Origin of the sequence: Escherichia sp. E3659, from assembly GCF_005781135.1 — a bacterium.
Lineage (GTDB): Bacteria > Pseudomonadota > Gammaproteobacteria > Enterobacterales > Enterobacteriaceae > Escherichia.
This window is the reverse complement of the sequence record NZ_VATQ01000010.1, coordinates 85,735-111,795: the sequence shown is the minus strand read 5'-3', so window position 1 is coordinate 111,795 and position 26,061 is coordinate 85,735. Positions and strand designations below refer to the sequence as shown.

Annotated in this window: 26 protein-coding genes; 6 read left to right on the top strand and 20 right to left on the bottom strand. The window is 50.9% G+C overall.

Annotated features, from left to right (window positions below):
• Positions 1–12 precede the first annotated feature (12 nt).
• Positions 13–1,155 carry a protein YghO gene (gene yghO / locus FEK47_RS11035; protein WP_171020851.1) on the bottom strand — a complete coding sequence of 381 codons (1,143 nt, stop codon included), beginning with the start codon at positions 1,153–1,155 and terminating at the stop codon, positions 13–15.
• Between the two features lie 363 nt (positions 1,156–1,518).
• Between yghO and FEK47_RS11030 the strand changes: the two genes are divergently transcribed.
• The 4 genes from FEK47_RS11030 to FEK47_RS11015 are packed head-to-tail and all read left to right on the top strand — an operon-like array spanning position 1,519 to position 5,615.
• A complete protein-coding gene (locus FEK47_RS11030) occupies positions 1,519–3,252 on the top strand; it encodes a fatty acyl-AMP ligase (RefSeq protein WP_240727797.1) in 1,734 nt (577 codons plus the stop codon).
• Entirely contained in the window at positions 3,249–4,163 is a 915-nt protein-coding gene (locus FEK47_RS11025) for an NAD-dependent epimerase/dehydratase family protein (RefSeq protein WP_135487253.1), read from the top strand. The genes FEK47_RS11030 and FEK47_RS11025 overlap by 4 nt, the downstream gene beginning before the upstream one ends.
• A gap of 31 nt (positions 4,164–4,194) precedes the next feature.
• Positions 4,195–4,443 carry an acyl carrier protein gene (locus FEK47_RS11020; protein WP_001697422.1) on the top strand — a complete coding sequence of 83 codons (249 nt, stop codon included), beginning with the start codon at positions 4,195–4,197 and terminating at the stop codon, positions 4,441–4,443.
• Positions 4,443–5,615, top strand: a complete 1,173-nt coding sequence (locus tag FEK47_RS11015; protein WP_135487252.1) for an aminotransferase class I/II-fold pyridoxal phosphate-dependent enzyme — start codon at positions 4,443–4,445, stop codon at positions 5,613–5,615. Before FEK47_RS11020 ends, FEK47_RS11015 begins: the two co-directional genes overlap by 1 nt.
• 34 nt (positions 5,616–5,649) lie before the next feature.
• Here the strand turns inward: FEK47_RS11015 and lptG are convergent, their stop codons facing one another.
• The 7 genes from lptG to FEK47_RS10980 are packed head-to-tail and all read right to left on the bottom strand — an operon-like array spanning position 5,650 to position 12,119.
• Positions 5,650–6,729, bottom strand: a complete 1,080-nt coding sequence (gene lptG, locus FEK47_RS11010) for an LPS export ABC transporter permease LptG (RefSeq protein ID WP_135487251.1) — start codon at positions 6,727–6,729, stop codon at positions 5,650–5,652.
• Positions 6,726–7,796, bottom strand: coding sequence for an LPS export ABC transporter permease LptF (gene lptF / locus FEK47_RS11005; protein ID WP_135487250.1), 1,071 nt, complete (start codon positions 7,794–7,796; stop codon positions 6,726–6,728). The genes lptG and lptF overlap by 4 nt, the downstream gene beginning before the upstream one ends.
• A gap of 30 nt (positions 7,797–7,826) precedes the next feature.
• Positions 7,827–8,384 carry a YtfJ family protein gene (locus FEK47_RS11000; RefSeq protein WP_135404006.1) on the bottom strand — a complete coding sequence of 186 codons (558 nt, stop codon included), beginning with the start codon at positions 8,382–8,384 and terminating at the stop codon, positions 7,827–7,829.
• Between the two features lie 11 nt (positions 8,385–8,395).
• Entirely contained in the window at positions 8,396–9,220 is an 825-nt protein-coding gene (locus FEK47_RS10995) for a hypothetical protein (protein ID WP_135487249.1), read from the bottom strand.
• The gene (locus FEK47_RS10990; RefSeq protein WP_135487248.1) at positions 9,217–10,569 is read right to left on the bottom strand and encodes a lipopolysaccharide biosynthesis protein; all 1,353 of its coding nucleotides are present in this window, start codon (positions 10,567–10,569) and stop codon (positions 9,217–9,219) included. Before FEK47_RS10990 ends, FEK47_RS10995 begins: the two co-directional genes overlap by 4 nt.
• A gap of 46 nt (positions 10,570–10,615) precedes the next feature.
• Positions 10,616–11,374: a hypothetical protein gene (locus FEK47_RS10985; RefSeq protein ID WP_135487247.1), complete on the bottom strand. Its 759-nt coding sequence runs from the start codon at positions 11,372–11,374 to the stop codon at positions 10,616–10,618.
• Positions 11,375–11,405: 31 nt separating this feature from the next.
• On the bottom strand, positions 11,406–12,119 hold the full coding sequence (locus FEK47_RS10980; RefSeq protein ID WP_135487246.1) for a dTMP kinase: 714 nt from the start codon (positions 12,117–12,119) through the stop codon (positions 11,406–11,408).
• Between the two features lie 173 nt (positions 12,120–12,292).
• Between FEK47_RS10980 and FEK47_RS10975 the strand changes: the two genes are divergently transcribed.
• Positions 12,293–12,985: a dTMP kinase gene (locus tag FEK47_RS10975; RefSeq protein WP_135487245.1), complete on the top strand. Its 693-nt coding sequence runs from the start codon at positions 12,293–12,295 to the stop codon at positions 12,983–12,985.
• Between the two features lie 47 nt (positions 12,986–13,032).
• Here the strand turns inward: FEK47_RS10975 and pitB are convergent, their stop codons facing one another.
• Together pitB and gss are read right to left on the bottom strand one after the other, a co-directional pair.
• A complete protein-coding gene (gene pitB / locus FEK47_RS10970; RefSeq protein ID WP_130218134.1) occupies positions 13,033–14,532 on the bottom strand; it encodes an inorganic phosphate transporter PitB in 1,500 nt (499 codons plus the stop codon).
• A gap of 302 nt (positions 14,533–14,834) precedes the next feature.
• Positions 14,835–16,694 carry a bifunctional glutathionylspermidine amidase/synthase gene (gene gss / locus FEK47_RS10965; protein ID WP_135487244.1) on the bottom strand — a complete coding sequence of 620 codons (1,860 nt, stop codon included), beginning with the start codon at positions 16,692–16,694 and terminating at the stop codon, positions 14,835–14,837.
• A 204-nt stretch (positions 16,695–16,898) separates the two neighbouring features.
• Between gss and yghU the strand changes: the two genes are divergently transcribed.
• Complete coding sequence (yghU, locus tag FEK47_RS10960) at positions 16,899–17,765, top strand: glutathione-dependent disulfide-bond oxidoreductase (protein ID WP_126665286.1); 867 nt, start codon at positions 16,899–16,901, stop codon at positions 17,763–17,765.
• 141 nt (positions 17,766–17,906) lie between these two features.
• On the opposite strand, the gene hybG is transcribed toward yghU, so the two are convergent.
• The 10 genes from hybG to yghX all read right to left on the bottom strand — a co-directional run bounded on the left by hybG (position 17,907) and on the right by yghX (position 25,934).
• The gene (gene hybG / locus FEK47_RS10955; RefSeq protein ID WP_000334896.1) at positions 17,907–18,155 is read right to left on the bottom strand and encodes a hydrogenase maturation factor HybG; all 249 of its coding nucleotides are present in this window, start codon (positions 18,153–18,155) and stop codon (positions 17,907–17,909) included.
• A 12-nt stretch (positions 18,156–18,167) separates the two neighbouring features.
• Complete coding sequence (hypA, locus tag FEK47_RS10950) at positions 18,168–18,509, bottom strand: hydrogenase maturation nickel metallochaperone HypA (protein ID WP_000544957.1); 342 nt, start codon at positions 18,507–18,509, stop codon at positions 18,168–18,170.
• On the bottom strand, positions 18,502–18,990 hold the full coding sequence (gene hybE / locus FEK47_RS10945; protein WP_000134014.1) for a hydrogenase-2 assembly chaperone: 489 nt from the start codon (positions 18,988–18,990) through the stop codon (positions 18,502–18,504). Before hybE ends, hypA begins: the two co-directional genes overlap by 8 nt.
• Positions 18,983–19,477 carry a HyaD/HybD family hydrogenase maturation endopeptidase gene (locus FEK47_RS10940; RefSeq protein WP_001221954.1) on the bottom strand — a complete coding sequence of 165 codons (495 nt, stop codon included), beginning with the start codon at positions 19,475–19,477 and terminating at the stop codon, positions 18,983–18,985. The genes hybE and FEK47_RS10940 overlap by 8 nt, the downstream gene beginning before the upstream one ends.
• A complete protein-coding gene (hybC, locus tag FEK47_RS10935) occupies positions 19,477–21,180 on the bottom strand; it encodes a hydrogenase 2 large subunit (protein ID WP_000083065.1) in 1,704 nt (567 codons plus the stop codon). The genes FEK47_RS10940 and hybC overlap by 1 nt, the downstream gene beginning before the upstream one ends.
• Complete coding sequence (hybB, locus tag FEK47_RS10930) at positions 21,177–22,355, bottom strand: Ni/Fe-hydrogenase cytochrome b subunit (protein ID WP_000017694.1); 1,179 nt, start codon at positions 22,353–22,355, stop codon at positions 21,177–21,179. The genes hybC and hybB overlap by 4 nt, the downstream gene beginning before the upstream one ends.
• On the bottom strand, positions 22,345–23,331 hold the full coding sequence (hybA, locus tag FEK47_RS10925; protein ID WP_135487243.1) for a hydrogenase 2 operon protein HybA: 987 nt from the start codon (positions 23,329–23,331) through the stop codon (positions 22,345–22,347). Before hybA ends, hybB begins: the two co-directional genes overlap by 11 nt.
• 2 nt (positions 23,332–23,333) lie before the next feature.
• Positions 23,334–24,452: a hydrogenase 2 small subunit gene (gene hybO / locus FEK47_RS10920; protein WP_130218140.1), complete on the bottom strand. Its 1,119-nt coding sequence runs from the start codon at positions 24,450–24,452 to the stop codon at positions 23,334–23,336.
• A 188-nt stretch (positions 24,453–24,640) separates the two neighbouring features.
• Entirely contained in the window at positions 24,641–24,928 is a 288-nt protein-coding gene (gene yghW, locus FEK47_RS10915; protein ID WP_001059136.1) for a DUF2623 family protein YghW, read from the bottom strand.
• A 118-nt stretch (positions 24,929–25,046) separates the two neighbouring features.
• Positions 25,047–25,934, bottom strand: coding sequence for a YghX family hydrolase (gene yghX / locus FEK47_RS10910; protein WP_135487242.1), 888 nt, complete (start codon positions 25,932–25,934; stop codon positions 25,047–25,049).
• Positions 25,935–26,061: the final 127 nt, after the last annotated feature.

Below are 26,061 nucleotides of genomic sequence, written 5' to 3'. Positions count from 1 at the left end.
TGGGATCTGGAGTTAAATCTGCTTTTCATACAAGCGGTAACGCTTGTACGGCTCCGCCCCAATGCGTTCCAGCATGTTATTCATGCCTGTATTGGTTTCGAGGATCCATGACATTTCCAGCGCATCGATCTTCCGGCGGGCAAACGGATCATGTAAGGCTTCAATCAATAACAGAGCAATCACCGGGCCGATGCGGCTGAACTGATACTCGTCGCGAACTCCCATTAGCGGCACTCGCGCGGTCCGTACACCGCTGACTTTCAAACGCCACAGCAATTTTGCCCAGCCGAAGGGAAAGAGCGATCCGTTCAGATCGGCAATCGCCTCGTTGATGTTCGGCAAGCCGACAATAAACGCGCAGGGTGCAGAATCAATCTCGGCGATGTAGATCATATCGTCCGGCACCAGATACTTAAGTTGATCGCCCATGGTCGCGAATTCATGTTCGGTAAACGGCACAAATCCCCAGTTGTGCTGCCAGCCGGAGTTGAAAATCTCACGCAGGATCTGCATCTCTTCGGCAAACCGCTGACGATTAATACAGCGAATGGTCACCTTTTTGCGCACCTGATCCATCAGTTTTTTTAGCGCCGGAGAGAAAGTGAGATCGGTTCGCTGCATCCACCACGCCAGTAAATCAATACCTTTGTGATAACCCAGTTGTTCAATATGCGCGGCATACCACGGTTTACCGTGCGGCATCATCGCGCAGGGAGGTGTATCGAAACCTTCAATCAGTAATCCACTTTCCTGATTGATATTCAGGCTAAAAGGTCCGCTGATCTTGCTTGCACCTTGTGACTTCAACCACGCTTCCGCTGCGCCAAACAACGCGGCAAAAACCTGCGAATCATCAATGGCGTCAATCATGCCGAAATGACCGGTATCTTCGCCGTAATGCTTGCGGTGTAAGGTATCGATTTGCGCGGTAATGCGCCCTACTACCTGACCTTCTTTTTTCGCCACCCATGCCTGCCAGATGATATGGTCCGTCCCCGGATTCTTCGCTGACAGATGCTCGCTGCGTTCAATGAATAAAGGAGGGATCCAGTTCGGATCATCGGGATAAAGTGACGACGGAAAAGCGATAAATGCTTTTAAGTCGTTTTTATTTATTACTTTTTCAATTTTAATCATCAGCAGATCGCATTCCATATCTTAGTGGATAACAAATAATTAATGCTGAAAATAAACAGCAACGGACGGCACCTTAAAAATCCATTCGGTGAATACAAGAAAAAATAAAATAATATTTATGAATAATTACGATAAACCAGAGCTACCATTAGCCGATCAACATGACTATTGTGGACTTAATGCGACCCGCCAGGGCATTATCTTAATATATTCATAAATTAAATATTATTCACAATAAACAGAGTTAAGATTTAAAGCATTATTTAAATCAATGTTCAATATCACACCAATGAAAATACTATCTCATTTATCTTTTATGCATATATAATCCACCGCATTATTGTCACTTTATTTTTGATATCCAATTTTTTCGTGGTGTATATGTCCAATAAAATTTTTACGCATTCCCTGCCTATGCGCTATGCCGATTTTCCAACGCTTGTTGATGCTTTGGACTATGCCGCGCTGGGAAGCGCCGGAATGAGTTTTTATGACAGGCGTTGCCAACTTGAAGAAAAATTGGAATATCAGACACTAAAAGTGCGCGCCGAAACAGGAGCAAAGCGGCTGCTATCGCTGAACCTGAAAAAAGGCGATCGCGTGGCGCTGATTGCCGAAACCAGTAGCGGGTTTGTCGAGGCATTTTTTGCCTGCCAGTATGCTGGATTAGTTGCCGTACCATTGGCGATTCCAATGGGCGTCGGTCAGCGTGATTCCTGGAGCACCAAACTGCAAGGTTTACTGGCAAGCTGCCAACCAGCCGCGATAATCACTGGCGATGAATGGTTGCCGCTGGTCAATGCCGCGACGCATGACAACCCCAAATTACATGTTTTAAGCCACGCCTGGTTTAAGGCATTACCAGAAGCCGATGTTGCGCTCCAGCGTCCAGTTCCAGACGATATCGCCTACCTCCAGTACACCTCCGGCAGCACCCGTTTTCCCCGTGGCGTTATCATCACTCACCGCGAAGTGATGGCTAATCTACGCGCCATAAGCCACGATGGCATTAAATTACGCCCTGGCGACCGCTGCGTCTCCTGGCTGCCTTTCTACCATGATATGGGGCTGGTCGGTTTTCTCCTGACACCTGTCGCCACGCAGCTTTCGGTGGATTATTTACGTACCCAGGATTTTGCCATGCGCCCGCTGCAATGGCTTAAATTGATCAGTAAAAATCATGGCACCGTTTCCGTTGCGCCGCCGTTTGGCTATGAATTGTGCCAGCGCCGCGTGAATGAAAAAGATCTCGCTGAACTGGATCTTTCCTGCTGGCGCGTTGCGGGTATTGGCGCAGAACCCATCTCAGCAGAACAGCTCCATCAGTTCGCTGAATGTTTCCGTCAGGTTAACTTTGACGATAAAACCTTTATGCCCTGCTACGGACTGGCAGAGAACGCGCTGGCCGTCAGCTTCTCCGATGAAGCCTCGGGGGTTGTGGTTAACGAAGTGGATCGCGACATCCTTGAATATCAGGGTAAAGCCGTCGCACCGGGTGCTGAGACACGCGCCGTATCGACTTTCGTCAACTGCGGTAAAACGTTGCCGGAACATGGCATTGAAATTCGTAATGAAGCGGGTCTGCCAGTAGCAGAACGCGTAGTGGGCCATATTTGTATTTCTGGTCCTAGCCTGATGAGCGGCTATTTTGGCGACCAGACTTCGCAGGACGATATCGCGGCGACGGGCTGGTTAGATACCGGCGACCTCGGTTATCTGCTGGACGGTTATCTGTATGTCACCGGACGCATTAAAGATCTGATTATTATTCGTGGCCGCAATATCTGGCCACAAGATATTGAATACATTGCAGAACAGGAACCAGAAATTCATTCTGGCGATGCCATTGCTTTTGTTACCGCCCAGGAAAAAATCATTTTGCAGATCCAGTGCCGGATCAGCGACGAAAATCGTCGCGCCCAGCTAATCCACTCTCTGGCGGCGCGGATACAAAGCGAATTTGGCGTTTCGGCGGCTATCGACTTGTTACCACCACACAGTATTCCGCGCACATCTTCCGGTAAACCTGCCCGCGCAGAAGCGAAAAAACGTTATCAGAAAGCCTATGCCGCCAATCTTCATGTGCAGGAATCCCTCGCAGGTTTTGCGCAATGAATCAAACGGTCGCGGTGACGGGCGCTACCGGGTTTATCGGTAAATATATTATCGATAATCTGCTCGCCCGCGGCTTTCACGTCCGCGCATTGACGCGTACTTCCCGTGCTCACCATAACGATAACGTTACCTGGGTGCGCGGTTCGCTGGAAGATACGCATTCACTTAGCGAGCTGGTTGCCGGAGCCAGCGCAGTGGTCCATTGCGCCGGGCAAGTGCGCGGACACAAAGAAGAGATTTTTACCCGCTGTAACGTTGACGGCAGCCTGCGCCTGATGCAGGCGGCAAAAGATAGCGGTTTTTGCCAACGTTTTCTGTTTATCTCTTCGCTGGCGGCGCGCCATCCCGAACTCTCCTGGTACGCGAAATCCAAACACGTCGCCGAACAACGACTGGCAGCAATGGCGGACGAAATTACGCTGGGCGTTTTTCGCCCAACAGCAGTCTATGGCCCCGGCGATAAAGAGTTAAAACCACTGTTTGACTGGATGCTGCGTGGCCTGCTGCCACGGCTGGGCGCACCAGATACACAGCTCTCTTTCCTGCACGTCACCGATTTTGCGCAAGCCGTGGGTCAGTGGTTAAGCACCGATTCCGTACAGACGCAAACGTATGAATTATGTGATGGTGTCGCCGGTGGCTATGACTGGCAGCGCGTGCAACAACTGGCCGCCGCCGCCCGTCAAGGAGCTGTACGGATGGTCGGCGTTCCTCTGCCGTTGCTCACCTGCCTTGCAGATGTCAGTACCGCGTTGAGTCGCCTGGCAGGTAAAGAACCTATGCTGACCCGCTCAAAATTGGGTGAATTAACTCATGTTGACTGGTCGGCAAGTAATAACCGTATTTCTGAAGATATTAATTGGTTTCCCGGGATTAGCCTGGAACACGCATTACGCAACGGGCTATTTTGATTGTCTTGTTTAAAGGTGTGTTAACGTTTCTATGGTAAATCGTGAAATAGTAATGGATTACATCCTTTCCTGTTTACAGGATTTGGTCGAAAACGGTGTGGAAATTAAGCCTGACAGCGATCTCGTCAACGATCTCGGCCTGGAGTCGATTAAAGTGATGGATCTCTTAATGATGCTTGAAGACAGATTTGATATTTCCATTCCTATTAATATTCTGCTGGATGTCAAAACCCCTGTGCAATTAATGGAAACACTACTTCCATGGCTGGAGAATAAATAATGGGGCTATACGATAAATATGCGCGTCTTGCGGGCGAGCGACTGCAATTTAGCGATAACGGGTTAACGCCGTTTGGCACCTGTATTGATGAAGTGTATTCCGCCACCGAAGGGCGTATCGGCAATAAAAAAGTGATTCTGGCCGGGACCAATAATTATCTCGGTTTAACCTTCAATCATGATGCCATCGCCGATGGCCAGGCAGCGTTAGCAACGCAAGGCACCGGCACCACCGGTTCACGTATGGCTAATGGTAGTTATGCGCCGCATCTGGCGTTAGAGAAAGAGATTGCCGAGTTTTTCAATCGTCCTACCGCTATCGTTTTTTCAACCGGTTATACCGCTAATTTGGGCGTCATCAGCGCACTCGCCGACCATAACGCCGTGGTGTTGTTGGATGCCGACAGCCACGCCAGTATTTATGACGCCTGTTCTCTCGGCGGCGCGGAAATTATTCGTTTCCGCCATAACGATGCTAAAGATCTGGAACGGCGCATGGTTCGCCTCGGTGAACGGGCGAAAGAGGCGATTATCATCGTTGAGGGCATCTACAGCATGCTCGGTGACGTTGCGCCGCTGGCGGAAATTGTTGATATCAAACGTCGTCTCGGTGGATATTTAATTGTCGATGAAGCTCACTCGTTTGGCGTGTTAGGCGCAACGGGGCGCGGACTGGCTGAAGCCGTTGGCGTTGAAGATGATGTGGATATTATCGTTGGTACCTTCAGTAAAAGTCTGGCCTCGATTGGCGGTTTTGCTGTCGGTTCGGAAGCGATGGAAGTGCTGCGCTACGGCAGCCGCCCGTATATTTTTACCGCCTCTCCTTCTCCGTCCTGCATTGCGACCGTGCGCTCGTCGTTAAGAACTATTGCCACACAACCAGAGCTGCGGCAAAAGCTGATGGATAACGCCAACCATCTGTATGACGGTCTGCAAAAACTGGGTTATGAGTTAAGTTCACATATTAGCCCGGTAGTGCCGGTAATAATCGGTTCGAAAGAGGAAGGTTTACGCATCTGGCGCGAGCTTATTTCGCTAGGCGTTTATGTGAATCTTATCCTGCCACCTGCCGCGCCTGCAGGCATTACGCTGCTGCGCTGTAGCGTAAACGCTGCCCACAGTCGTGAGCAAATCGATGCCATCATTCAGGCATTTGCTACTCTGAAGCAGTAATGTGAGCCCGCCGTGGTGTTGCGCCACGGCGGGTTTAATGTTGACTGTCATACCAATACACCAGGCTCAACGCCACCAGCACAAACGCTATCGGTAAACCGAGCGCGGCAACGGGTGCGCTCAACGCAAATAGCAATCCCAGATTGACCATGATTTGATAGCTGATCCAGGTGAGTAAGCCAACGATGACGCCTACAGCGAGACGGCTACCCATCCCTGGCGAGCGCGGAGCGCTAAAAGTAAACGGAACAGCCAGCAAAATCATCGCCAGGGTCAGGATGGGTTGCCCCAGTTTTTCCCACAGTGCAAGGCGGTATTCGCTGCTGGGTTGCCCGGTTTCCTGCAAATAATGGATGTAATGATTAAGCTGACGGACAGAAAAAGTATTCCCCGGCATCGATAACTCTTCAAGATTCATACTGGTGAAGGCCGATTGCCAGGCAAGATTATCTAATGTTTCCAGCGTTTCTTTGCCTTTCAGCCATTTTTTATGATTCACACCATGCAGGATCCACGTTTTGTCGTCTTCAATGGTGGCACTGCGTGCATAAATGTAGGATTCGAGCGAGAGATCGTCGCGGTAATGAAATATCTCCACGCCCACCGGTTGCCCCTGCTCGTTTAGCGATTTTACCGTCACAAATTCATTACCGCGCCTGGCCCACAGCATATTGCCGGTAATGTCATCGTCCTCCCCCAACGCGGTGGCAGTCGATTTGATTTGCAGCGCCTGTTGCTGCAATGGCGACGCTACCCACTCATCTATCGCGCCTAACGAAGCAGTCCACAGTATCCCGGCAACCAGCGCCACCAGTGCAATACGGAAGATAGAAAACCCCGTGCTGCGAATGGCGGTAAGCTCACTGTTTTTCGATAACTGCCCAAGACCAACAATCCCACCCAATAAGGCGATAAACGGCGAAAGTTCGACCAGTGTGCGCGGTAAGGTCATTAGCACCACCAGCACCGCCTGAGTCCAGCGATAACCGCCCGGGCTGACATCATCCAGTTCGTTAATCAGGTTGAAGGTGGTAAAAAGCGGCAGCAATAGCCCTGCGGCGGCGGCAAAACCGAGAAAGAGATGACGGATTAAATAGCGACTGAAAACATTCATCGGGAAAATTTCTGCAGCAAGGAGAAGTCGCGTGCGACCAGCATCAGCAGGCCCATTAGCATGAGTGCGGGCACTAACCACAAACCAGGAATGAGGGGAATAGCGCCGTTAGCCACCAGCGTACGGCAGACGTCGCCGCCATAAAAAATGGCAATAAACAGCAACGTCAGTGGCAATAACGTTGAAAATCGCCCTTGCCGCGGTTTTACCCGACTTAATGAAATGGCCAGCAGCGCCATTAACAACGCTGTCAGGCCACGGCTTTGTCGCCATTGCAGTTCGGCATGATCGGCAGGAAATACAGAGCGCGCCAATTCCGCGACCGATTTCGCTTTACGTTTGACGTTGGCACTTTGATCCAGTGGATTGAGATGTAATTGCAGATTACGGTAGATCTGTTCGTTGTCGTCACTGCCCTGATGATCGAGTATATAAGCCGTGCCGGTATGCAACATAACGGTTGGCTTCTCCGGAGAGGGGTCAACAACATCAAGCGAACGGGCGCGGAAAACGCGGGTTCGATTGGCGGTAGAGGTGTAAATCAGCGCGTCAGTCAGGCGATTATTGTCTTGATCAACCGTCTGCGAAAGGATCATTCGTCCGTTATCGTTAGTGTTAAATTTCTTTGCCCGCAACTGGCGAACATCCAGCTCCGACTGCGACTGTTGTTCCAGTTGATAAATCTGCGCATAAGCCCAGGGCCGACCATACATCGACAACAGCGTGACAAAAATGCTTAATGGAATTGCCAGATACAGAACGGCTTTATACAAACGTGTGGGACTGGCGCCCGCCGCAGAGATAGCGGTAATTTCCGAGTCGGTATACATCTGCCCAAGTGTCACACCAACCGACACATACAGGCCCACTGGAAGTAACATTTCAAGCGCTATCAGCACTTTGTAGAAAACAACATTAAGTACTACATCAAGCGCTAAAGTCCCATTGGCTGCTTCGGTCAGGTAACGCTGTGCAGAGTAACTGGCGAAGATAAAGATCAAAAAACCAACGATAATCAGCACCAGACGGCGTGTACCACGCATGATGTAGTGTTCAACCAGCTTCATCTCACTAACGCCCTCAATCCTTTGAGTTTTTTATTCATCGATCAGCTTCTGCGCCAACGCAATGACCTGATCAACTTCTTCTGGCGTCAGGCTGCCGTCCTTCGCCCACTGAATTTGCCCGTATTTATTCAGCACCAGAATGGTTGAACTCTGTTCCGGCAGTTGCCAGGCAACGCGCCCCAGACCGCTGCCGTCGATTACGAATTGCGCCCACGGATAACGACGTTTATTTTTTTCAATTTTACCTGTCACAAAATAGCCGGTGCCAAAGATGGCATCATCGGTGTTCACAATGGTGGTGGGCTGAAAACGATCCTGAGGAAAGTTTGCTGTTTCTACTGCTTTGATTAACAGAGAGTTCTTCTTCTTCGCTGACTTTCGCCCGGCGATATACTGAATAATGCGGACTTTTCCTTTCAGTTGCGTGCTGTTCCATTTTTGGTAGTAAATTTCGTCATTTTTGAGCAGTAATTCGCCACCGTCCTGAATATAAACAGGTGTGACCGGTTTTCCGATGACGAAATTGTGCGCAGTAGCGCAGAACGAGAAGAGTGAAAATATCAGCGCAGTAATCAGACGAGAGGGCATCATTACTCCGGTTATAGCGGAAAACGCGAAATCAGCAGTTCTAAGCGCTGACGAATATCGCTGTCGAGTGCCACTGGCGCATCATACGATTGGCGATTTTCCAAATCATCCGCCACCATGTCGTCGTGCTTATCCCCCATCAGGCCATTAATGGCCGCCAGGAAGCGGGAAATCTGCAACGCCTCTGTATTTTCGGGATCAATCGATCTTAGAGTGTCGTAATACGAAACCTGCTGACTGATGATTTTTCGCACATCATGAAATTCCCTGCCGGTTAGCTGCGGCCTGGCAATAATTTCTTTCAGGATGTGCATTTGCTTCTGACGATAAGCGATAAAACCATTAACGCTTTCTAGCTGGCTATGGCGTAATGAATAGTTCACCAGCCACCAGACAGGAGAGCTTAAATAAATACGTAACAGGTTGCCGTAATACGACACAATATTTTTCTTACCGTTACGAAAACCATCCTGAAAACGCCCCAGAAAAACGGTCGTTTTGCCAAATAAAAAACCAGCCTGATGCTTCTTTAAATACAGCCGTTGCGCAAAACGCAGATGCTTGTAGCGCGCTCGCATGTATTTATACTGTTTGCGTTCTTCGTCGGTAAGAGAGTCACCTTTAGCCTGCTTCAGGGTCAGGTGGAGTAACGCCTTGCGATTGACGCCGTCCAACCAGAATCTCAGGCATAATGCATAATTATCATGAATAATTTCCGATGAACAACGCAGTGCGATCGTTGGTGGTAAGCTAACTTGAGCGTCAACAACATCATCTTCTTCGACCGCGATAAATAAACGCTCACTGACCTCAAGTGGAAAATATTTTTTCATCATTGGGATTTTTCTCCCACTGCGTTATAGGCCAATAAATGGCGTTGAAAGAACGCCTTTAATGTCGGAATTAACGAGAGCACCACATCAAGACATTGCCCACCGAAGTAAGCAAATGCTGCCCCCAGCACGCCAAACAGATGGCAGAACATGAACAGCAACACGATGTAGCCGATAGAGGCGATGGTTTGCGCCACGAGAAAAGCACGCTGTTTCCCCGCCATTAGCAATAATGACTCCTGTGGGAAGCCCAACATCGAAATAACAATTGCGCCCAGCATCACCTGAATCAGGTCATACGCTTCGAGATACTTAACGCCAAACACCAGTGAAATAAGTGGCTTGCCAACGATTAACACGGCCAGCGCCACCAGAATGCCAATCCCACCTGCCAGCAATCCAGACTTCACGCCCAGGAGCCACGGTCTGGTAGTTCGTGGATCTAAGCGCATGACTTCAGGGTAAAAACTTTTACCCAGCAAACCCGCTGGCGTCCCGGCGGCATCGAAGAATGTCATGGCGATTTTAAATAACCCGGCAGCAGCTGGCCCTAATACGATCCCCACCAGCACCGTGCTACATGAATTACGCGCCGACCAAATGGAATGGGCAATGTTGGTTGACCAGACAAAACTCCATGCGCCTTTGATGTGTCGGGCAGACTCAAACAGATTCAATTTGAACGCGTTATGGATATTTCTGCGGCGTAATTCGCGCGCGGCAAACCACCAGTACATGGTGCCACCAACCAGATTCGATGCGTACCAGGCGATAACAAATCCGGCAAAGCCAAAGTTAAAATACCAGGCGATTACGCTGCCCGCCGCACGCAGAAAAGGTTTCGTCGCCTGCTGTACAGCAATTAAGTCGAAGCGATCAACCGCACGCAAAATGCCAGTCGGCGTGGAGGAAGCCATTGAAGGAATGAGCGTGCAATAGAGCGCCGCCAGCCAAAAGCTTTGGTTATCCAGACCTAATGAATGGGAAAGGAATGGCAGTAAGGCAATGCCGCCGACAATCGCCACCGCACCACTGACGATATCCAGCGAGAAGGAAAATGAGACGACATTACGGAATTGCTGGGGATTATTGTTGGTTAATGCTGGCGTTCCGTACTGCACCACCAACTGCCATGTCTGAAACTTAATAAAATCACTAATCGACTTGGCATAAGACTGTATGACGACAAGTACGCCAAACATCGCTGGCGTCATCCCTTTACCGGCGCACGAAAGCGCCAGTAAGCCCAGCAAGGCACTCACGACATTGCTGGAACCTAACCAGGCGCTGTTACGAATAATGGTGCGAAAGGCTCCATCTGCAAACCAATGTTTGATGTTAAAACCTGCCAATTCAGCCTGACCTTATCGTTGAAAAATGAAAAATATCCCGTCTGCCTTAAGTCAAACTTCGGCGGTCAGAAACGATGGCAACCAGAGAAACCGCTTTCAGTGCCTGTTCCAGTACTTCGCTGTAGGGCGCTCTGGAATCAATCTCTAAAATTTTTGTGCCGTTATAGCCAATCTTCGACATGACGCCGATTTTGTCCTGCAATTCGGCATAGTCATGGTCAGGCTTGCGGGAGATGGCAGTATCAATATCAATCCCCAAACGGATGATTAATTCAGGACGGTACTGCGCCATTTGTTGGTATAACTGTCGCTCGCGCTGCGCCAGAAACATGCTGATTTTCCCGGTCGCACGTTCGACGCCAATCCCCGGTCCGTCATAATAAAAACCGGAAATTTCCGCCTGCGGAAAGCGATCGCTGACCACCAGAACGCCGCTTTGCGCCAGTCGCTGGACCTTACGAAGGTTCGCCATTCTTCGCAGCGAGAAACAGTACATAATCACTGCCGCCCATAGCGCCGGAGATTTGGTTTTCATGCTTTGGGTTTTCGATGATTTGGCCGCCAGTCGCCGTTCCAGCCAGACACCAACCAACGGTAATCGTTTGATTTTGTCGCCATCTTCGCCCGAGAGCAGCCCCAGATAGCGCCGCTCGGTTTGCCAGTGCTGTTGCAATGATTTCACCAGATCGGTGGTCAGCGTGGATTTACCGGTGCCATCGCACCCGACCACCGCAATTAGCCCCGGAATGTAGCTGGGCTGCGGCGCGGTAGTGCTGTTAACAGCTTGCGTTTGTAGTGCATCCATTCTTTAAATCATCCCCTATCCATTTTGGTGATCAGGAAAGTGCGGCGTGAATTGCACGTAGTGACGCTTGCAGGATTTCATCGGCTGGTTGCCGACCATCCAGTTCAAGGATCCTGGCGCCGTTGAAAGTCAGTTGCGGCGTAACGGCGATTTTTTCCTGTAACGCCGCCAGTTGATGGTCAGGTTTACGCGAAAACGCGGTTTGTTCATCAATGCCAAGACGAATCAACAATACGGGCAAATAAGACGCCATCCATTGGTACAGCTTCAACTCGCGCTGCCTTAACATTTTTACCCAGCCATTACCGCCTTTAGTTTTAGCCAGTTGTGGGCCATCAAAACGAAAGCCAGGCACTTCAACCTGCGGGTAGCGGTCGGTAATCAACAAAAAACCATGCTGGCTTTTTCTCAACATTTTGCGAAACTTGTACGCACGCCAGCAGGAAAGCAAATAGATAACCAGCGCGGTAATATTGCCGGGCGGTGTTGAGGGCTTTTCGTGCACATGAGCTGCCTTACCCCGCAGATAACGCCCAAAAGGGGCGCCAATTATAGGGAGCTGTGAAATCCATTCGCCAATTCGTCCGGAAGACTGCCCAAGATAAATTTGTTCTGTTGGCATTATTGCTGCCAGTTCATTCACCAGGCTTGCCGTGAGGGTCGATTTACCTGAACCATCACATCCCACAATGGCAATAACACGCACTGGCATGGAATTAATTATTGACATATTACGTTGATTCACGAAAAACCCGGCAGCAAATAATGTATTGAATATTACGTGGTCCGTGCTCAGAATATCCGTTCAACCTTATTGTGACAATGGTTAATTGTGACATTGACCTGAATTACGCTTTCATAAAAACATATTAACCAAATAAATATTTTTAATGGATATTTAAATTAAAGGATATATTCATGCAGTCAATAACACCTCCATTAATAGCCGTTATTGGTAGCGATGGTTCAGGCAAGTCAACGGTGTGTGAACATCTCATTACCGTTGTCGAAAAATATGGTGCTGCCGAAAGAGTTCATTTAGGAAAACAGGCCGGAAATGTCGGTCGTGCAGTGGTAAAACTGCCCTTAATGGGAAAATCGCTTAATAAATCTATTGAACGCAATAAAGTGAAAACAGCGAAAAAATTGCCTGGGCCAGTTCCGGCGCTGGTAATTACAGCGTTTGTCGCCCGCCGCTTACTGCGCTTTCGTCATATGCTTGCCTGTCGTCGTCGCGGGTTAATTGTTTTAACCGACCGTTATCCGCAGGACCAGATTCCTGGCGCTTACGATGGTACGGTGTTCCCACCTAACGTTGAAGGTGGTCGTTTTGTCTCATGGCTGGCAAGTCAGGAACGTAAAGCATTTCACTGGATGGCGAGCCATAAGCCTGATCTGGTCATCAAACTCAATGTCTCCCTGGACGTGGCCTGCGCGCGTAAGCCTGACCACAAAAGGGAATCGCTGGAAAGGAAGATAGCCATAACGCCACAGTTAACCTTTGGAGGCGCGCAACTGGTTGATATCGATGCCAATCAACCGCTGGAACAAGTGCTGGTTGATGCGGAAAAAGCGATAATGGATTTCATGACAGCGCGAGGTTATCACTAGTCAGAAGTGATAATGCCCGATCGCAGGACCGGGCATTAACAGGAAGGTTAGATAAGCTGCAATGCAATCCAGTACAGACTACCAGACAGAAAAATTGCCGCCGGTAAGGTAAACACCCACGCCATCAGGATACTGGTTACCGTTTTACGCTGTAACCCACCGCCATCTACCACCATCGTCCCCGCCACCGCAGAAGAGAGTACGTGAGTTGTGGAAACAGGCATCCCAATATAGCTGGCAAGACCGATTGATACCGCCGCCGTCATCTGCGCCGCCATCCCTTGCGCATACGTCATGCCGCGCTTACCAATTTTCTCACCGATGGTCATCGCTACACGGCGCCAGCCAATCATGGTGCCTATACCCAACGCCAGTGCTACCGCCATGATGATCCACACCGGAGCGTACTCAATGGTGCTTAACATATCGCTGCGCAGTTTTTTCAGCAGGCTCTGGTCTTCTTTGCTAACGCCTGGCAGTTTCGCCAGCTTCGCGGAGGTATCAGAGATGCAAAGCATAATACGGCGTAGCTGACTGCGTTGACTTACGTTTAACGGCTCGTAGCTTTCCATATTACCCGGCAGCATCGTTTTGACGCGCGCAATCGCATCAAAGGTATTTGCCGGATGACAGTGAAACTCCGTCGCTTGCGTGCCATCAGTCGATGCCGCAGGCAATGGAGGTTCCATCGCGATCAACTTCTGCGGCAGTTCAGGATGCTGTTGCAGATAGTGTTCGAAGTTAGTCACTGCATCGCGGGTACGGGTAATTTCATAGCCGGACGCATTCATATTGACGACGAAACCAGCGGGCGCTATCCCCACCAGCACCAGCATCACCAGGCCGATCCCTTTCTGCCCGTCGTTCGCACCGTGCGAAAACGCCACGCCCGCAGCGGAAACAATGAGGGCAATACGCGTCCAGAATGGTGGCTTACGTTTGCCTTTTTTCTTTTTGCGATCTTCAGGAATGCGGTGAATACGGTCACGCTTTTTCGTCCCGCTCCAGAAACGGCGCAGCAGGAAAATCAGACCACCCGCAATGACCAGGCCGACGATGGGGGAGACAATTAACGAGGAGAAAATCTTGGTCACTTCACGCAGGTTTAACGCATCCATCACCGATGAGCCGGTTAACAGCGCGTTGGTTAAACCGATGCCGATAATCGCACCAATCAATGTGTGCGAACTGGAGGCCGGTAAACCAAAGAACCACGTTCCCAGGTTCCAGATAATCGCCGCCAGCAGCATGGAAAAGACCATCGCCAGACCGTGGGTTGACCCCATATTCAATAGCAAATCGGTTGGCAACATATGGACGATGGCATAAGCGACACTAAGTCCGCCCAATAACACGCCAAAAAAGTTAAAAAATGCCGCCATCACCACGGCAAGCTGTGGCTGCATGGCACGAGTATAAATAACGGTTGCCACCGCATTCGCCGTGTCATGAAAACCATTGATTGCTTCGTAGAACAACACAAATGCCAGAGCAAGTAATAACAAAAGCCCTGTGTATATATCAAGGCCAACAAATAAATTTAGCATATATTAGATTACGCCATTTTGAATTTACGAACGGACGCATTATCAGTGAGTTTAACGGCGTGGGCAAAGTGAAATATCATTTTTTAACGATAAAAAGAGTGTTATTTCTTTAGTATCAGATAATAAGTTGCTATTCAAAATTTTAAGAAATAATTAATGGCGAATCATTTCAATCATTAATACATTCATATTGTGAATTTATTAAGTTAATGTATTTCAATATTCAATATTTTGAGCATTCCATGAACGATTATCCGTGCTGATTATTTTTGATAATCAGCACGGGTTTGCGAAAAAGTCTATTACTCTTTCAGCACAATTAACGGTTCAATATCACTCTCTTTTTTGATGACCAGAGATTCATCGCCGCGCAAACACGTCCCGCCGTAGTTGCCGCCCACGGTGAAGGTACATACCTGAATGTATTTACCGTCCACTTTTGGCAGGCACCACAGTTGCTGGTAGATATTTTTCTGCTCGGCAAATTTACCGCTGGTTTGGTCGAGCACCTCTTCATGATGGCTGACCAGGTCGATATTGCTACCACAGCGACCAGCAATCGGTTTCACGGCGTAACCGGTTTTCACCAGTTCATCATTAACAGTGAAATCGGTATCCAGCAGATAACGATGATGCGGGAACAGCGACCAGAGAATTGGCAGAATCGCTTTGTTGCCAGGGATCACCGTCCATAGCGGTTCAAAGACCAGCACTTCCGGGCGTAGCAGAACGTCGATCAGGCGCACTTCATTTTGCGGGTGACCAGTGCGAATCGGCACCGCAGCAAATTCACGGTCACTGACTTCACGAATCTGATCAAACGCCGTTTCCCACGCCCAGGTCTTCCACACGCAGTTAACCTGTCGCCCTTCCCCATCAATCAGTTGTCCGGCAGCATCCCAGCCCAGTTCATCTAGCCCGCGCAAGATACGCGTTTCAAAGCCCGCCTGTTGCAGCGCCTGCTCCATAAACTGAGCGTGGTAGTTCTCTTCAATATCTTTGTCCTGCATGATATGGACAAACGGACGCGCGCGACTGTGTTTCCACGCGCCAGCCAGTTCGTTAATTAGCCCTTCCGCCGGATTGAAGCCATTGCCTTTATAGCCCTGCTCCGCCCAGCGTTCGAGGATCAAGCCCGCTTCAGTATGACAAGAGGCTGAATCGGCGTTGTATTCATAGACCTTCAGGCCACGTTCATCCATACAGAAATCCATACGACCAGTGATCATATGGTGGCGACGACGCTGCCAGGAGAGGCGCAAACGCGGCCAGAGGATTTTCGGAATGTCAAACAACGCCAGCAGGTTGTCATCTTTCAGCACTTTATCGGTGGCGTGAAGATACATCAGGTGCAGCTCGTTGGTGGCTTTAACCAGTTCCTGTTCGGCACTCTCCGTAATGGTGTAGTAATGATACGGATCCTGATTAATCACCTGACCGTTCGCCTGCACGTAGGCGTTTTGCAGCGGATCTTTTTCATCCAGCCATTTACCGTCAAACTGGCCTTTGTTTTCCAGTCGCGCTCCGCTGATCTTCAACAAATCGCCTGCAATTTCCGGCTGTGGCAAGCTGTATTCGGTATCTTCCGTCTGAATCATCCAGCCCAGAATGGTGGTGTCATCGAAGGTGTCTTTGAGGGTATAGCAGCCGTTTTCTACCACCATCTCCAGCTCGCGCGTCCACTGTTGCCCTTGCGGCAACGGGGAATGAATCACGTTCTGTTCCGCAATACGGACTTTGTTGCCATGTAATTGCGTAATGATGGCGACATGGCCGGTGTCTTTAAATTCACCGCCTTTATCCCAGATAAGAAGCGCGCCCGCGACCGGCGCACGCGGCGAACCGTTAGGAAATGCCTGCAATGGCAGAATGTTGTCATTAACCACTTCACGCAAGAAGCGCAGCGAGAAAATCTCCCACGCCATGCCCACGTCAGTGAAGACCACACCGTAGTTCAGAAAGAGAAAACGGCGAGCAAACTCAACGCATTGCCATTTGTGGCCCATATATTCGTCGTCGATATAGCTACGGAATACGGCGTCATCTTCGTATTCCTGCGGATCGAGAGAACTGTAATCTGAAGAGTAGATTGCTACACCACCGGGGGCGTAGCCCAATAACGTCCCGAACGGGGCATCCTGGCTGGTCGTTCCTTTGCTCATCACTTTACCTTTAACAATACAACCTAAGCAGTTGGCGTAATTGTTGTGCTCTGATTACCTGCTCAGCGACATTAACCGGACAGAGGTTAGACTTATCATACACCTCAACGCAGCGGCTGGCGCAAAGGGTTAAAAAATTCACATTCTGTACAGCAAGTGACCTGCTACACTGCTTCAACACTACCACTCAGAAGGCAACTCACTATGGCAGACAATACTTATCAGCCCGCGAAAGTCTGGACGTGGGATAAATCCGCTGGCGGCGCGTTCGCCAATATCAATCGCCCGGTTTCTGGTCCGACACATGAAAAAACGCTGCCCGTTGGCAAACACCCATTGCAACTCTATTCGCTGGGAACGCCGAACGGTCAGAAAGTAACGATTATGCTTGAGGAGCTGCTGGCGCTGGGCGTTACCGGCGCAGAGTACGACGCGTGGCTGATTCGCATTGGCGATGGCGATCAATTCTCCAGCGGTTTTGTCGAAGTGAACCCAAACTCGAAAATTCCCGCTCTGCGCGATCATACACATAACCCGCCGATCCGCGTGTTTGAGTCAGGATCGATTCTGCTTTATCTGGCCGAGAAATTTGGCTACTTCCTGCCGCAGGATCTGGCGAAGCGAACTGAAACGATGAACTGGTTGTTCTGGTTACAGGGCGCTGCGCCGTTCCTCGGCGGTGGTTTTGGTCACTTTTATCATTACGCGCCAGTGAAAATTGAGTACGCCATTAACCGCTTTACCATGGAAGCCAAGCGCCTGCTCGACGTGCTGGATAAGCAACTGGCGCAGCACAAGTTTGTTGCGGGCGATGAGTACACCATTGCGGATATGGCGATCTGGCCGTGGTTTGGCAACGTGGTGTTAGGCGGCGTGTATGATGCCGCAGAGTTTCTTGATGCGGGCAGTTATAAGCACGTGCAACGCTGGGCGAAAGAAGTGGGCGAACGTCCGGCAGTGAAACGTGGGCGTATTGTTAACCGCACCAACGGGCCGCTGAACGAGCAGTTGCATGAGCGCCATGACGCCAGTGATTTCGAGACAAATACGGAAGATAAGCGTCAGGGGTAATGGTTAGCGTTCGTCGCAGCAAGCCATCCAGACCGATATAGGCCGGATAAGGCGTTCACGCCGCATCCGGCAATCGAGCACAATGCCTGATGCGACGCTCGCGCGTCTTATCAGGCCTACGACAGCATCCGGCTTTAATCATCACGCGCTGGTAATGTCGTAATCCATTTGGCGCAGTGCGTCTAATGTGGCTTTGGCTTCATCTTCGTCGATGATACTCATGGCAAATCCGACGTGTACCAGTACCCACTGGCCCAGCAGATCGGCAGGGTTACCTTCGCAAATAAGGGCGATATTCACGTCGCGCTTGATACCACATACTTCAACCTGCGCAAGCTGGTGAATATCTTCACCGACAGCCAGCACCTGGCCTGGAACGCCAATACACATTATTAACTCCGGTTATTCAACTTCAATACTTTTGACGATCAGCGAATCGCCGGTATCGACACGCAACCGCTCGCCGTGACAGAGCGGACACTGCGCATCGTGCTGATGAATCTCCACCACCTGGCTGCAATCCCAACACCAGGCCTGGGCGGGTTTATAGACGATATGTAAATCGCACCCTTGCGCCACCGTTCCCTGGCAGACAATTTCAAAACTAAAACGGACGGCGCTCTCCTCAACGCAGGAGAGCGCACCAATTTCCAGCCACACGGCGGTGACGCGCTTAACATCGTGCTGCTCCGCCTGCCGTTGGATAATCTCAACGGCGCTCTGGCAAAGCGACAACTCATGCATTTTCGCCACTCCTGCGACCAAACAGCAGGGCGCGACGCCCTGCGTGTGGTACATCCGGATTCGTGACTGGCAGCGAAAGGATCATTCGTGCGCAGTCATCCGTCAGGCGTTGGCCCTCTTCAATCGACATGCTATGCGAAAGCGGCGACATCAGCGAACAGGAGAGATATTGAGAAACACCGTCCAGTTCACCAACGGTAAAGGTCATAGTGCCATACGGCAGTTGCAGACCGATTTTTTCACTCACTTTGCGCAGCGGCCAGAGTTGATCCGGGCCGGGGAAGATAACTGCACTCAGCATCCACGGGGTGATCACACACCCCGTCCACTGACCTTCGAACAGCGTAAAGTCGGAAACATACACCGGCATTGAAGGATGCAGAAAAGAGAGATCGTGCATCGAACGCCGGGCAATTTCTTCAAACGCTGCCTGTACTTGCGCCTTCGGGGAGGTCTGGAAACCTGCTATCTCTTCAGTCATGAGTCGCCTCCCGTGGGATAGCTTCCACACCTGATTCGCGCAGCGCAGCCAGAACCTGCTCAAGCGCAGGTTCAATCATTGCTTCAACCGTCGGCGTTAAGCCGATGTGCGGCTCCAGCGATTCCGGGATCACACCGACCAGGGTCAACTTTTTCGGAAACTCACCGGTGAAGCGCAGGGCCGACAAGACGTCGGCCAGGCCAAGCTGATGCGGAGAGATTTTGTTGGTAAACAACGCCGGAACTTCTTCATCCCGCAGGATCATCATCGTTCCCGGCGCGCTCTTCTTCGACACAATGGCATCCGCAATAATCAGATGATCGCGATTTGCCATGTCGCCAAGCAGCTCCATTCCCGCCGTGCCGCCATCGAGGATCTCAACATAATCCGGCAGAATGTATCGTTGCTCTAACGCTTCAACAATCCGCACACCGATGGCTTCATCGGTCAGCAAAATATTGCCGACCCCTAAGACTAAAATACGCATTACAGAACCTTCACTGAAACCACTTCGTTGCCGTCGGCATCCACTACGTGTACCGCACAGGCCATGCACGGGTCGAAGGAGTGAATGGTACGTACCACTTCCAGCGGTTTATTCGGATCGGCAACCGGTGTACCCACCAGCGACTGCTCGTAAGGACCGACGTCATCATTGAAGTTACGCGGGCCAGAGTTCCAGGTTGATGGAACAACTGCCTGGTAGTTGCTGATGATACCGTCTTTAATAACCATCCAGTGAGAGAGCATACCGCGCGGCGCTTCGAGGAAGCCAACGCCTTTGAACTCGCCCGTTGCCGGAATGTTCGGCTTCACAAAGGTGGTGTGATCGCCTTTGCCGATATTGGTGATCAGTGCACTGTATTGGTTTTGCAGGATATCCTGCAATTCGCAGCAGTGAACGGTACGACCAATAATACGGCCCAGCGTAGAGTGCAGCTGCGCCACTTCCAGCGTGTTGCCAGTCAGTTTCTGATAAATCGCAACGATTTCATTCAGTTTGTTCTGGGTAGACTCGCGACCTGCCGCCAGTTTCACCAGCATATTAGCCAGCGGACCCACTTCTACCGTTTTGCCGTAGAAAGTCGGTGATTTCACCCAGGAATATTTACCGTCGTCAGACCAACCATCATAAGCCGGAATGGTGGTGCCTTCCCACGGTGCCTGCGGCGCTTCGTCCTTATACCAGGAGTGCTTCGCGCTTTCCTGAATTCCTTTGATCAGGTATTCATCGGAATGAGAAGTGATCGGACGATACGAGGACAGATCCGCATTCTCAATGTAGCCGCCCGGGAACAGGAAGCTGCCGTTTTTGCTGTCGGTCGGGAATTCCGGCACGCTCAGGTAGTTCACCGCACCTTTACCGCGCGTCAGCCATTCCGGGTAGAACGCGGCGATAACTGCGGTATCAACCTTGTAAACCTGCTCAACAAAGTCGCTCAGCTTGTCGATGAAGGACTTGATGTACATCAAGCGCTCAAGGTTCAGCACACCCAGACCGTCGAGGTTGATCGGGTTCGCGACACCACCTACCGCCAGGTTCTGAATGTGCGGCGTTTTACCGCCCAGCAGCGCCACGACGCGGTTAGCGTCACGCTGGCACTCCAGCGCTTGCAGGTAGTGCGCTACCGCAATCAGGTTCACTTCCGGCGGCAGTTTCATCGCCGGGTGACCCCAGTAGCCATTGGCGAAAATACCCAACTGACCGCTGGCAACCAGATCTTTGATCTTGTTCTGAACTTTGGTGAACTCTTCCGGGCTGTTCAGGTGCCAGGTCGAAACACCTTTCAGCATTTCGGAGGCTTTGGTTGGGTCAGCTTGCAGTGCAGAAGTGATGTCCACCCAGTCCAGCGCCGAAAGCTGATAGAAATGAACGATATGGTCATGCGTGGTGTGCGCAGCCAGAATGATGTTACGGATGTATTGCGCGTTAACCGGAACGTCGATATTCAGCGCACTTTCAGCCGCACGAACGGAAGACAGCGCGTGAGTGGTAGTACATACGCCACAGATACGTTGCACAATCATCCATGCATCGCGCGGATCGCGGTTTTTCACGATCTCTTCCATGCCACGCCACATGGTACCGGAAGCCCATGCTTTCGAAACGACGCCATTTTCGATTTCGCAATCGATGCGTAAATGCCCCTCAATACGGGTTACCGGATCAATAGTAATTCTCTGGCTCATGCTTTGCTCGCCTCATGACGATTATGATCGTTTTGTTTTAAAGGAGGAAGTATCGGCAGTAGACGAATGAGTACGATGTAAGCGCAAATCTCAATAGCCACAAAACCAATAGAAATCAACAGTTCTTCCCAGGTTGGGAAGTAGGCGTAACCGCCGCCCGGGTTGAATGCCACCAGCGAATAGGTCAGACGCCAGGTTGCACAACCTAACAGCGCGCTCAGTGCCGACAGGAACAGCATGCGGGAATCATTACGCAGCTTCGCCACACGCAGAACCACCAGCGGGAAGAGCATCAGCAGGACTTCAATCCAGAACATCACGGAGTAGAAGTCACCGGCAAACGCCAATGACAGCTTGTCGCGATAGATAAGCTCGCCAAAGCGCAGCACGATGAAAATCGCCAGCAACACACTGATGGTGTTGGTCAGCTTGACGAACAGGCTCTTTTCATCCGGACCGTTGCCACGCAGACCCGCCTGCACCAGCGAACCTTCAAAGATGACAATCGAGAAGCCCATGATGAACGCCGTCAGCAGCGAGAACAGCGGCAACATTTCATAGCTCTGCCACAGCGGATGCACCTTGTAGCCCGCCGAGATCATCAGCGACCCCATTGAAGACTGGTGCATGGTCGGCAGCAGCGCACCGAGCGCGATGATGAAGAACATCACCTTGTTCAGACGCTTGAGCGACACTTTCCAGCCCAGACGTTCAAACAATGCCGGAGCAAACTCCAGTGCCATCACGCCGATGTAGATGGTCATACAGACCGCCGTCTCGAACAGTACCGAGTTCACGTTGAAGTGACCCGGAATGTAGAAGTACGGCAGGTTCCAGTAACGACCAACGTCGATGGTGATCGACAAACCACCTAGTGAGTAACCAAACAGACTCGCCAACAGCGCCGGACGCACCAGCGGATGGTATTGCCCACGGTTAAAGACGTATACCGCCCACGCCAGCGCCCAGCCGCCACAGGCAAAGCCGGTGCCGATCAACAGGTCAAACGCGATCCACACGCCCCACGGGAAGCCGCCGTTCAGGTCAGAGACAGAGCCCAGGCCGAACACCAGACGCTTCACAATCAGGAGCATACAGATGACGATTAACGGTCCAAAAATCATGACCGGTTTACTGATGATTTTGCCGCCCAGCGGTTGTGGATCATGACTCATGATCGTCTCCTCCGTCGTGATGGTCGTTTTTGGTGTTGCGACGAACCAGCACGGTTAAGCCCGCCAGCACAGCCAGTGGTAGCATCATGCCTTTATACAGGGTGTGTTGAATATTTTCGGAACGCGCACCGGTAGAAAGATCGTCCAGTTTCGGCAGGTCGAGATTTTCATAAGGCACACCCGTCAGTACCAGAACCTGAGTACCGCCGCCCTCTTTCTCGCCGTACAGATGCGGATAATATTTCGGCACCGTATGCAGGTAAGTGTCGCCAGATTTCAGCATCTGACGCGGATAGTGGTATTCGCTGCCAGGCTTCAGCGCCAGACGTTTTTTCGCCTCCGCCATCAGCTCTTCACGCGTACCAAAAATCACCGCGCCCGCCGGGCATACTTCTACACAGCCAGGCAGACCGCCTTTATCGAGACGTTCCACACCTTTCTGGTTGCACAGCTCGCACTTATGCAGCGCACCAAACGGGTTGTTGTAGTCGTACTTCGGCACGTTGTACGGACAGGCAACCATGCAGTAACGGCAGCCGGTGCACACGTCTTTGTCGTAATGGACAATGCCGGTTTTCGGATCTTTTTTCAGTGCAGAAACCGGACACACGGAGACACAGTTCGGATCGACGCAATGCATACACTGTTTCTTAATGTACGCGTAGCCGTTCTCCTCCTGGTCTTTGTTGACGCCAGTGCCGCTGGTCCACACCTGAATGATGTTATTGGTATACGGCGACAGTTTGTCGTTGTTCGACCAGGTCTGTTCCCCTTGCGGGTTACGCTCAGGGAAGTTGATATCCTGACACTTGGTGACGCAAGCCTGACAGCCTACGCACAAGGTCGAGTCGTACAACATCCCCAGCGATCCCGGAATTGGCGGGCGGTTTTCAGCAGCCGCATGACTGACAGACGGCAGTGCGCCCGTCAGCAATGCCCCGCAGGAGGCTGCTTTAATAAAATTACGTCTGTTCACGGTTATTCTCCCCGTGAGTCAGCGTTATCTTTCTTTTGCTGACGACCCAGTTCACGCACCGCCATCACGCTGACACCGGCAACCAGCCCAACCACACCGCCGAGCAAACCGATAGCGCCCGCAGAGACGTTGCCGCCTTCTTTAGCGTTGACGTCCGGTTTTTGTGAACGCGGAGTCTGGTTTTCGACGTTGGCAAGCTGATGGATGCCTTTATGGAAGCCGATACCTTCTTCGTTACAGCCATAGCATGGGTGACCAATTGCCACCGGCCACACGCCGCCAACGTCGCAGAATTGCAGCGTTGAGCAGTTGCCGTAAGTTTCTGGCCCTTTACAGCCGAGGTGGTACAGGCACCAGCCTTCACGGTGGCCTTCATCACCGAACTCTTTGGCAAAACGACCAGCATCGAAGTGCGGGCGGCGTTCGCAGTGTTCGTGAATCAGACGACCATAGGCGAAGGTCGGACGGTTTTTATCATCCAGCTTCGGCGGTTTGCCGTAAGTGATGAGGTGCGCAACGGTCGCGAGGAAGTTGTGCGGGTTTGGCGGGCAGCCAGGAATGTTGATTACCGTTTTGCCTGGCAGAACTTCTTGCAGGCTGACTGCGCCGGTTGGGTTAACCCCAGCCGCGGCAACACCGCCCCACGCGGAGCAGGAACCGATAGCGATAATTGCTGCTGCGCCTTCTGCCGCTTTGCGGATGTGATCCACAATCGGCTCACCGGCAACCATGCAATAAATACCGTTATCTTTTAATGGGATGGAACCATCCACCACCAACACATACTGCCCTTTGTACTTCTCAAGTGCGTTGTGTTTGTTCTCTTCAACCTGATGGCCGAAGGCGGCAGAAAGCACTTCGTGATACTCCAGAGAGATAGTCTCCAGCACGAGGTTTTCTACCGTTGGATGCGTCGCACGAAGCAGAGATTCCGTACAACCGGTGCATTCCTGCGCGCCAATCCAGATAACCGGCGGGCGCTGCGGGTTAGTGACCGATTCGGCCATCTCTGCGGCGGCTTTGCTACTTAACCCCATGGTGGCGGCTAATGCTGCACAAAGCTTCATGAAATCACGACGATTAATGCCGTGAGAATGGATGAGGGTGTTATCTCCAGTCATTTATTGTTATTCCGTTGCGAAGACCTGGCATATATTTTGCCTCAACCGCAAAATCAATAATGCGATCGATGCGCCATTTACCACACATTTATTATGGTTATCATTACAATGATACTGCGGCGGGGCGCTAAAACGAAGGGAATAAGCATTAGTGTAATTAATTAAAGCAAGATAATACGTATGTTTGATCAATTTTCGAGGCGATAACCAGCCATAAAAAAGCGCAACGTAGAACAGGAATTATTCTCACGAAAGAAATCCATTACCATCTCTTTATCCAGCCCATAACGGCGCGTCAGAATACCCGCTTCCCAGGCGCTGAGCTGGCGATCGCCGGTCTTTTCATACATCCGGTGCGAGTAGCCTAATACAAAACCACGTTTATAATCGGCGCAAAATTTAGTCACATTAACTGCACTGTCGGCATGCGTTGCTTTTAATCCCGCCATTAAGCCTTTACCGAAATGGTTATTCATCGTTTACCTCAAACGCTATATATCAATATATATAGCGATATTTTAGGCAAACTCCGACTTTTACGCACGCTATTTTTTCCTGCACATGTAGGACGTTATCCTTTAAGGGATAAACACATCAGGAAAGATATTTATCGAACCATGTCAGCGTCCTTTGCCAGGCAAGATCGGCGGCTGATTTGTCATAACGTGGCGTGGAATCATTATGGAATCCATGGTTAACCCCCGGATAAATATACGCTTCATAGACTTTGTTATTGGCCTTCAACGCCGCCTCGTAAGCGGGCCAGCCCTCGTTGATTCGGGTATCCAGTTCCGCGTAGTGGAGCAGTAAAGGCGCTTCAATCTTCGCCACATCGGCAGTGGGTGCCTGACGACCATAAAACGGCACCGCGCAGGCCAGTTCCGGATACGCCACGGCAGCCGCGTTCGAGACACTACCGCCATAGCAAAATCCGGTTATGCCAACTTTGCCCGAGGCTTGGGGATAGCGTTGCATAAACTCAATTGCGGCAAAGAAATCATTCATCAGTTTGGTTGGATCAATCTGCTGTTGCAGTTCGCGGCCTTTATCATCATTTCCCGGGTAACCACCAACGGAACTTAAACCGTCGGGTGCCAGAGCAATGTATCCCGCTTTAGCCACCCGCCGTGCTACATCTTCGATATACGGATTCAGCCCACGATTTTCATGCACGACCACCACAGCGGGTGTTTTGTCGCTCATCTTCGCAGGCTTCACCAGATAACCACGTACCTCGCCGTGACCATTTGGCGAAGGATACGTGATGTACTCAGCGACAATCTCCGGGTCAGTAAACTCCACTTGGGTCGCCCACGCGTAATTTGGCTTGAGCAAATCAAACAACGCTAACGCCGTCATCCCGCCCACCGCGTACTTCGCTGCCAGGTTGAGAAACTCACGTTTTGATATTTTCCCATGAGCGTAATAGTCGTAGTAATCCAGCAACTCTTGCGGAAAATCTTTGGCGGTCAAACGCGGCATCGTTTTACTCCTCAACTGTTGTTTTTTTAAGCAAAGCATAAGCGTGTGTTTTTGCCCAGTTTTTCGTCACTCTGTGAGCGATGCTACGGGATACGTCCTGGTAAATCGCTAGACTAGAAACATTGTT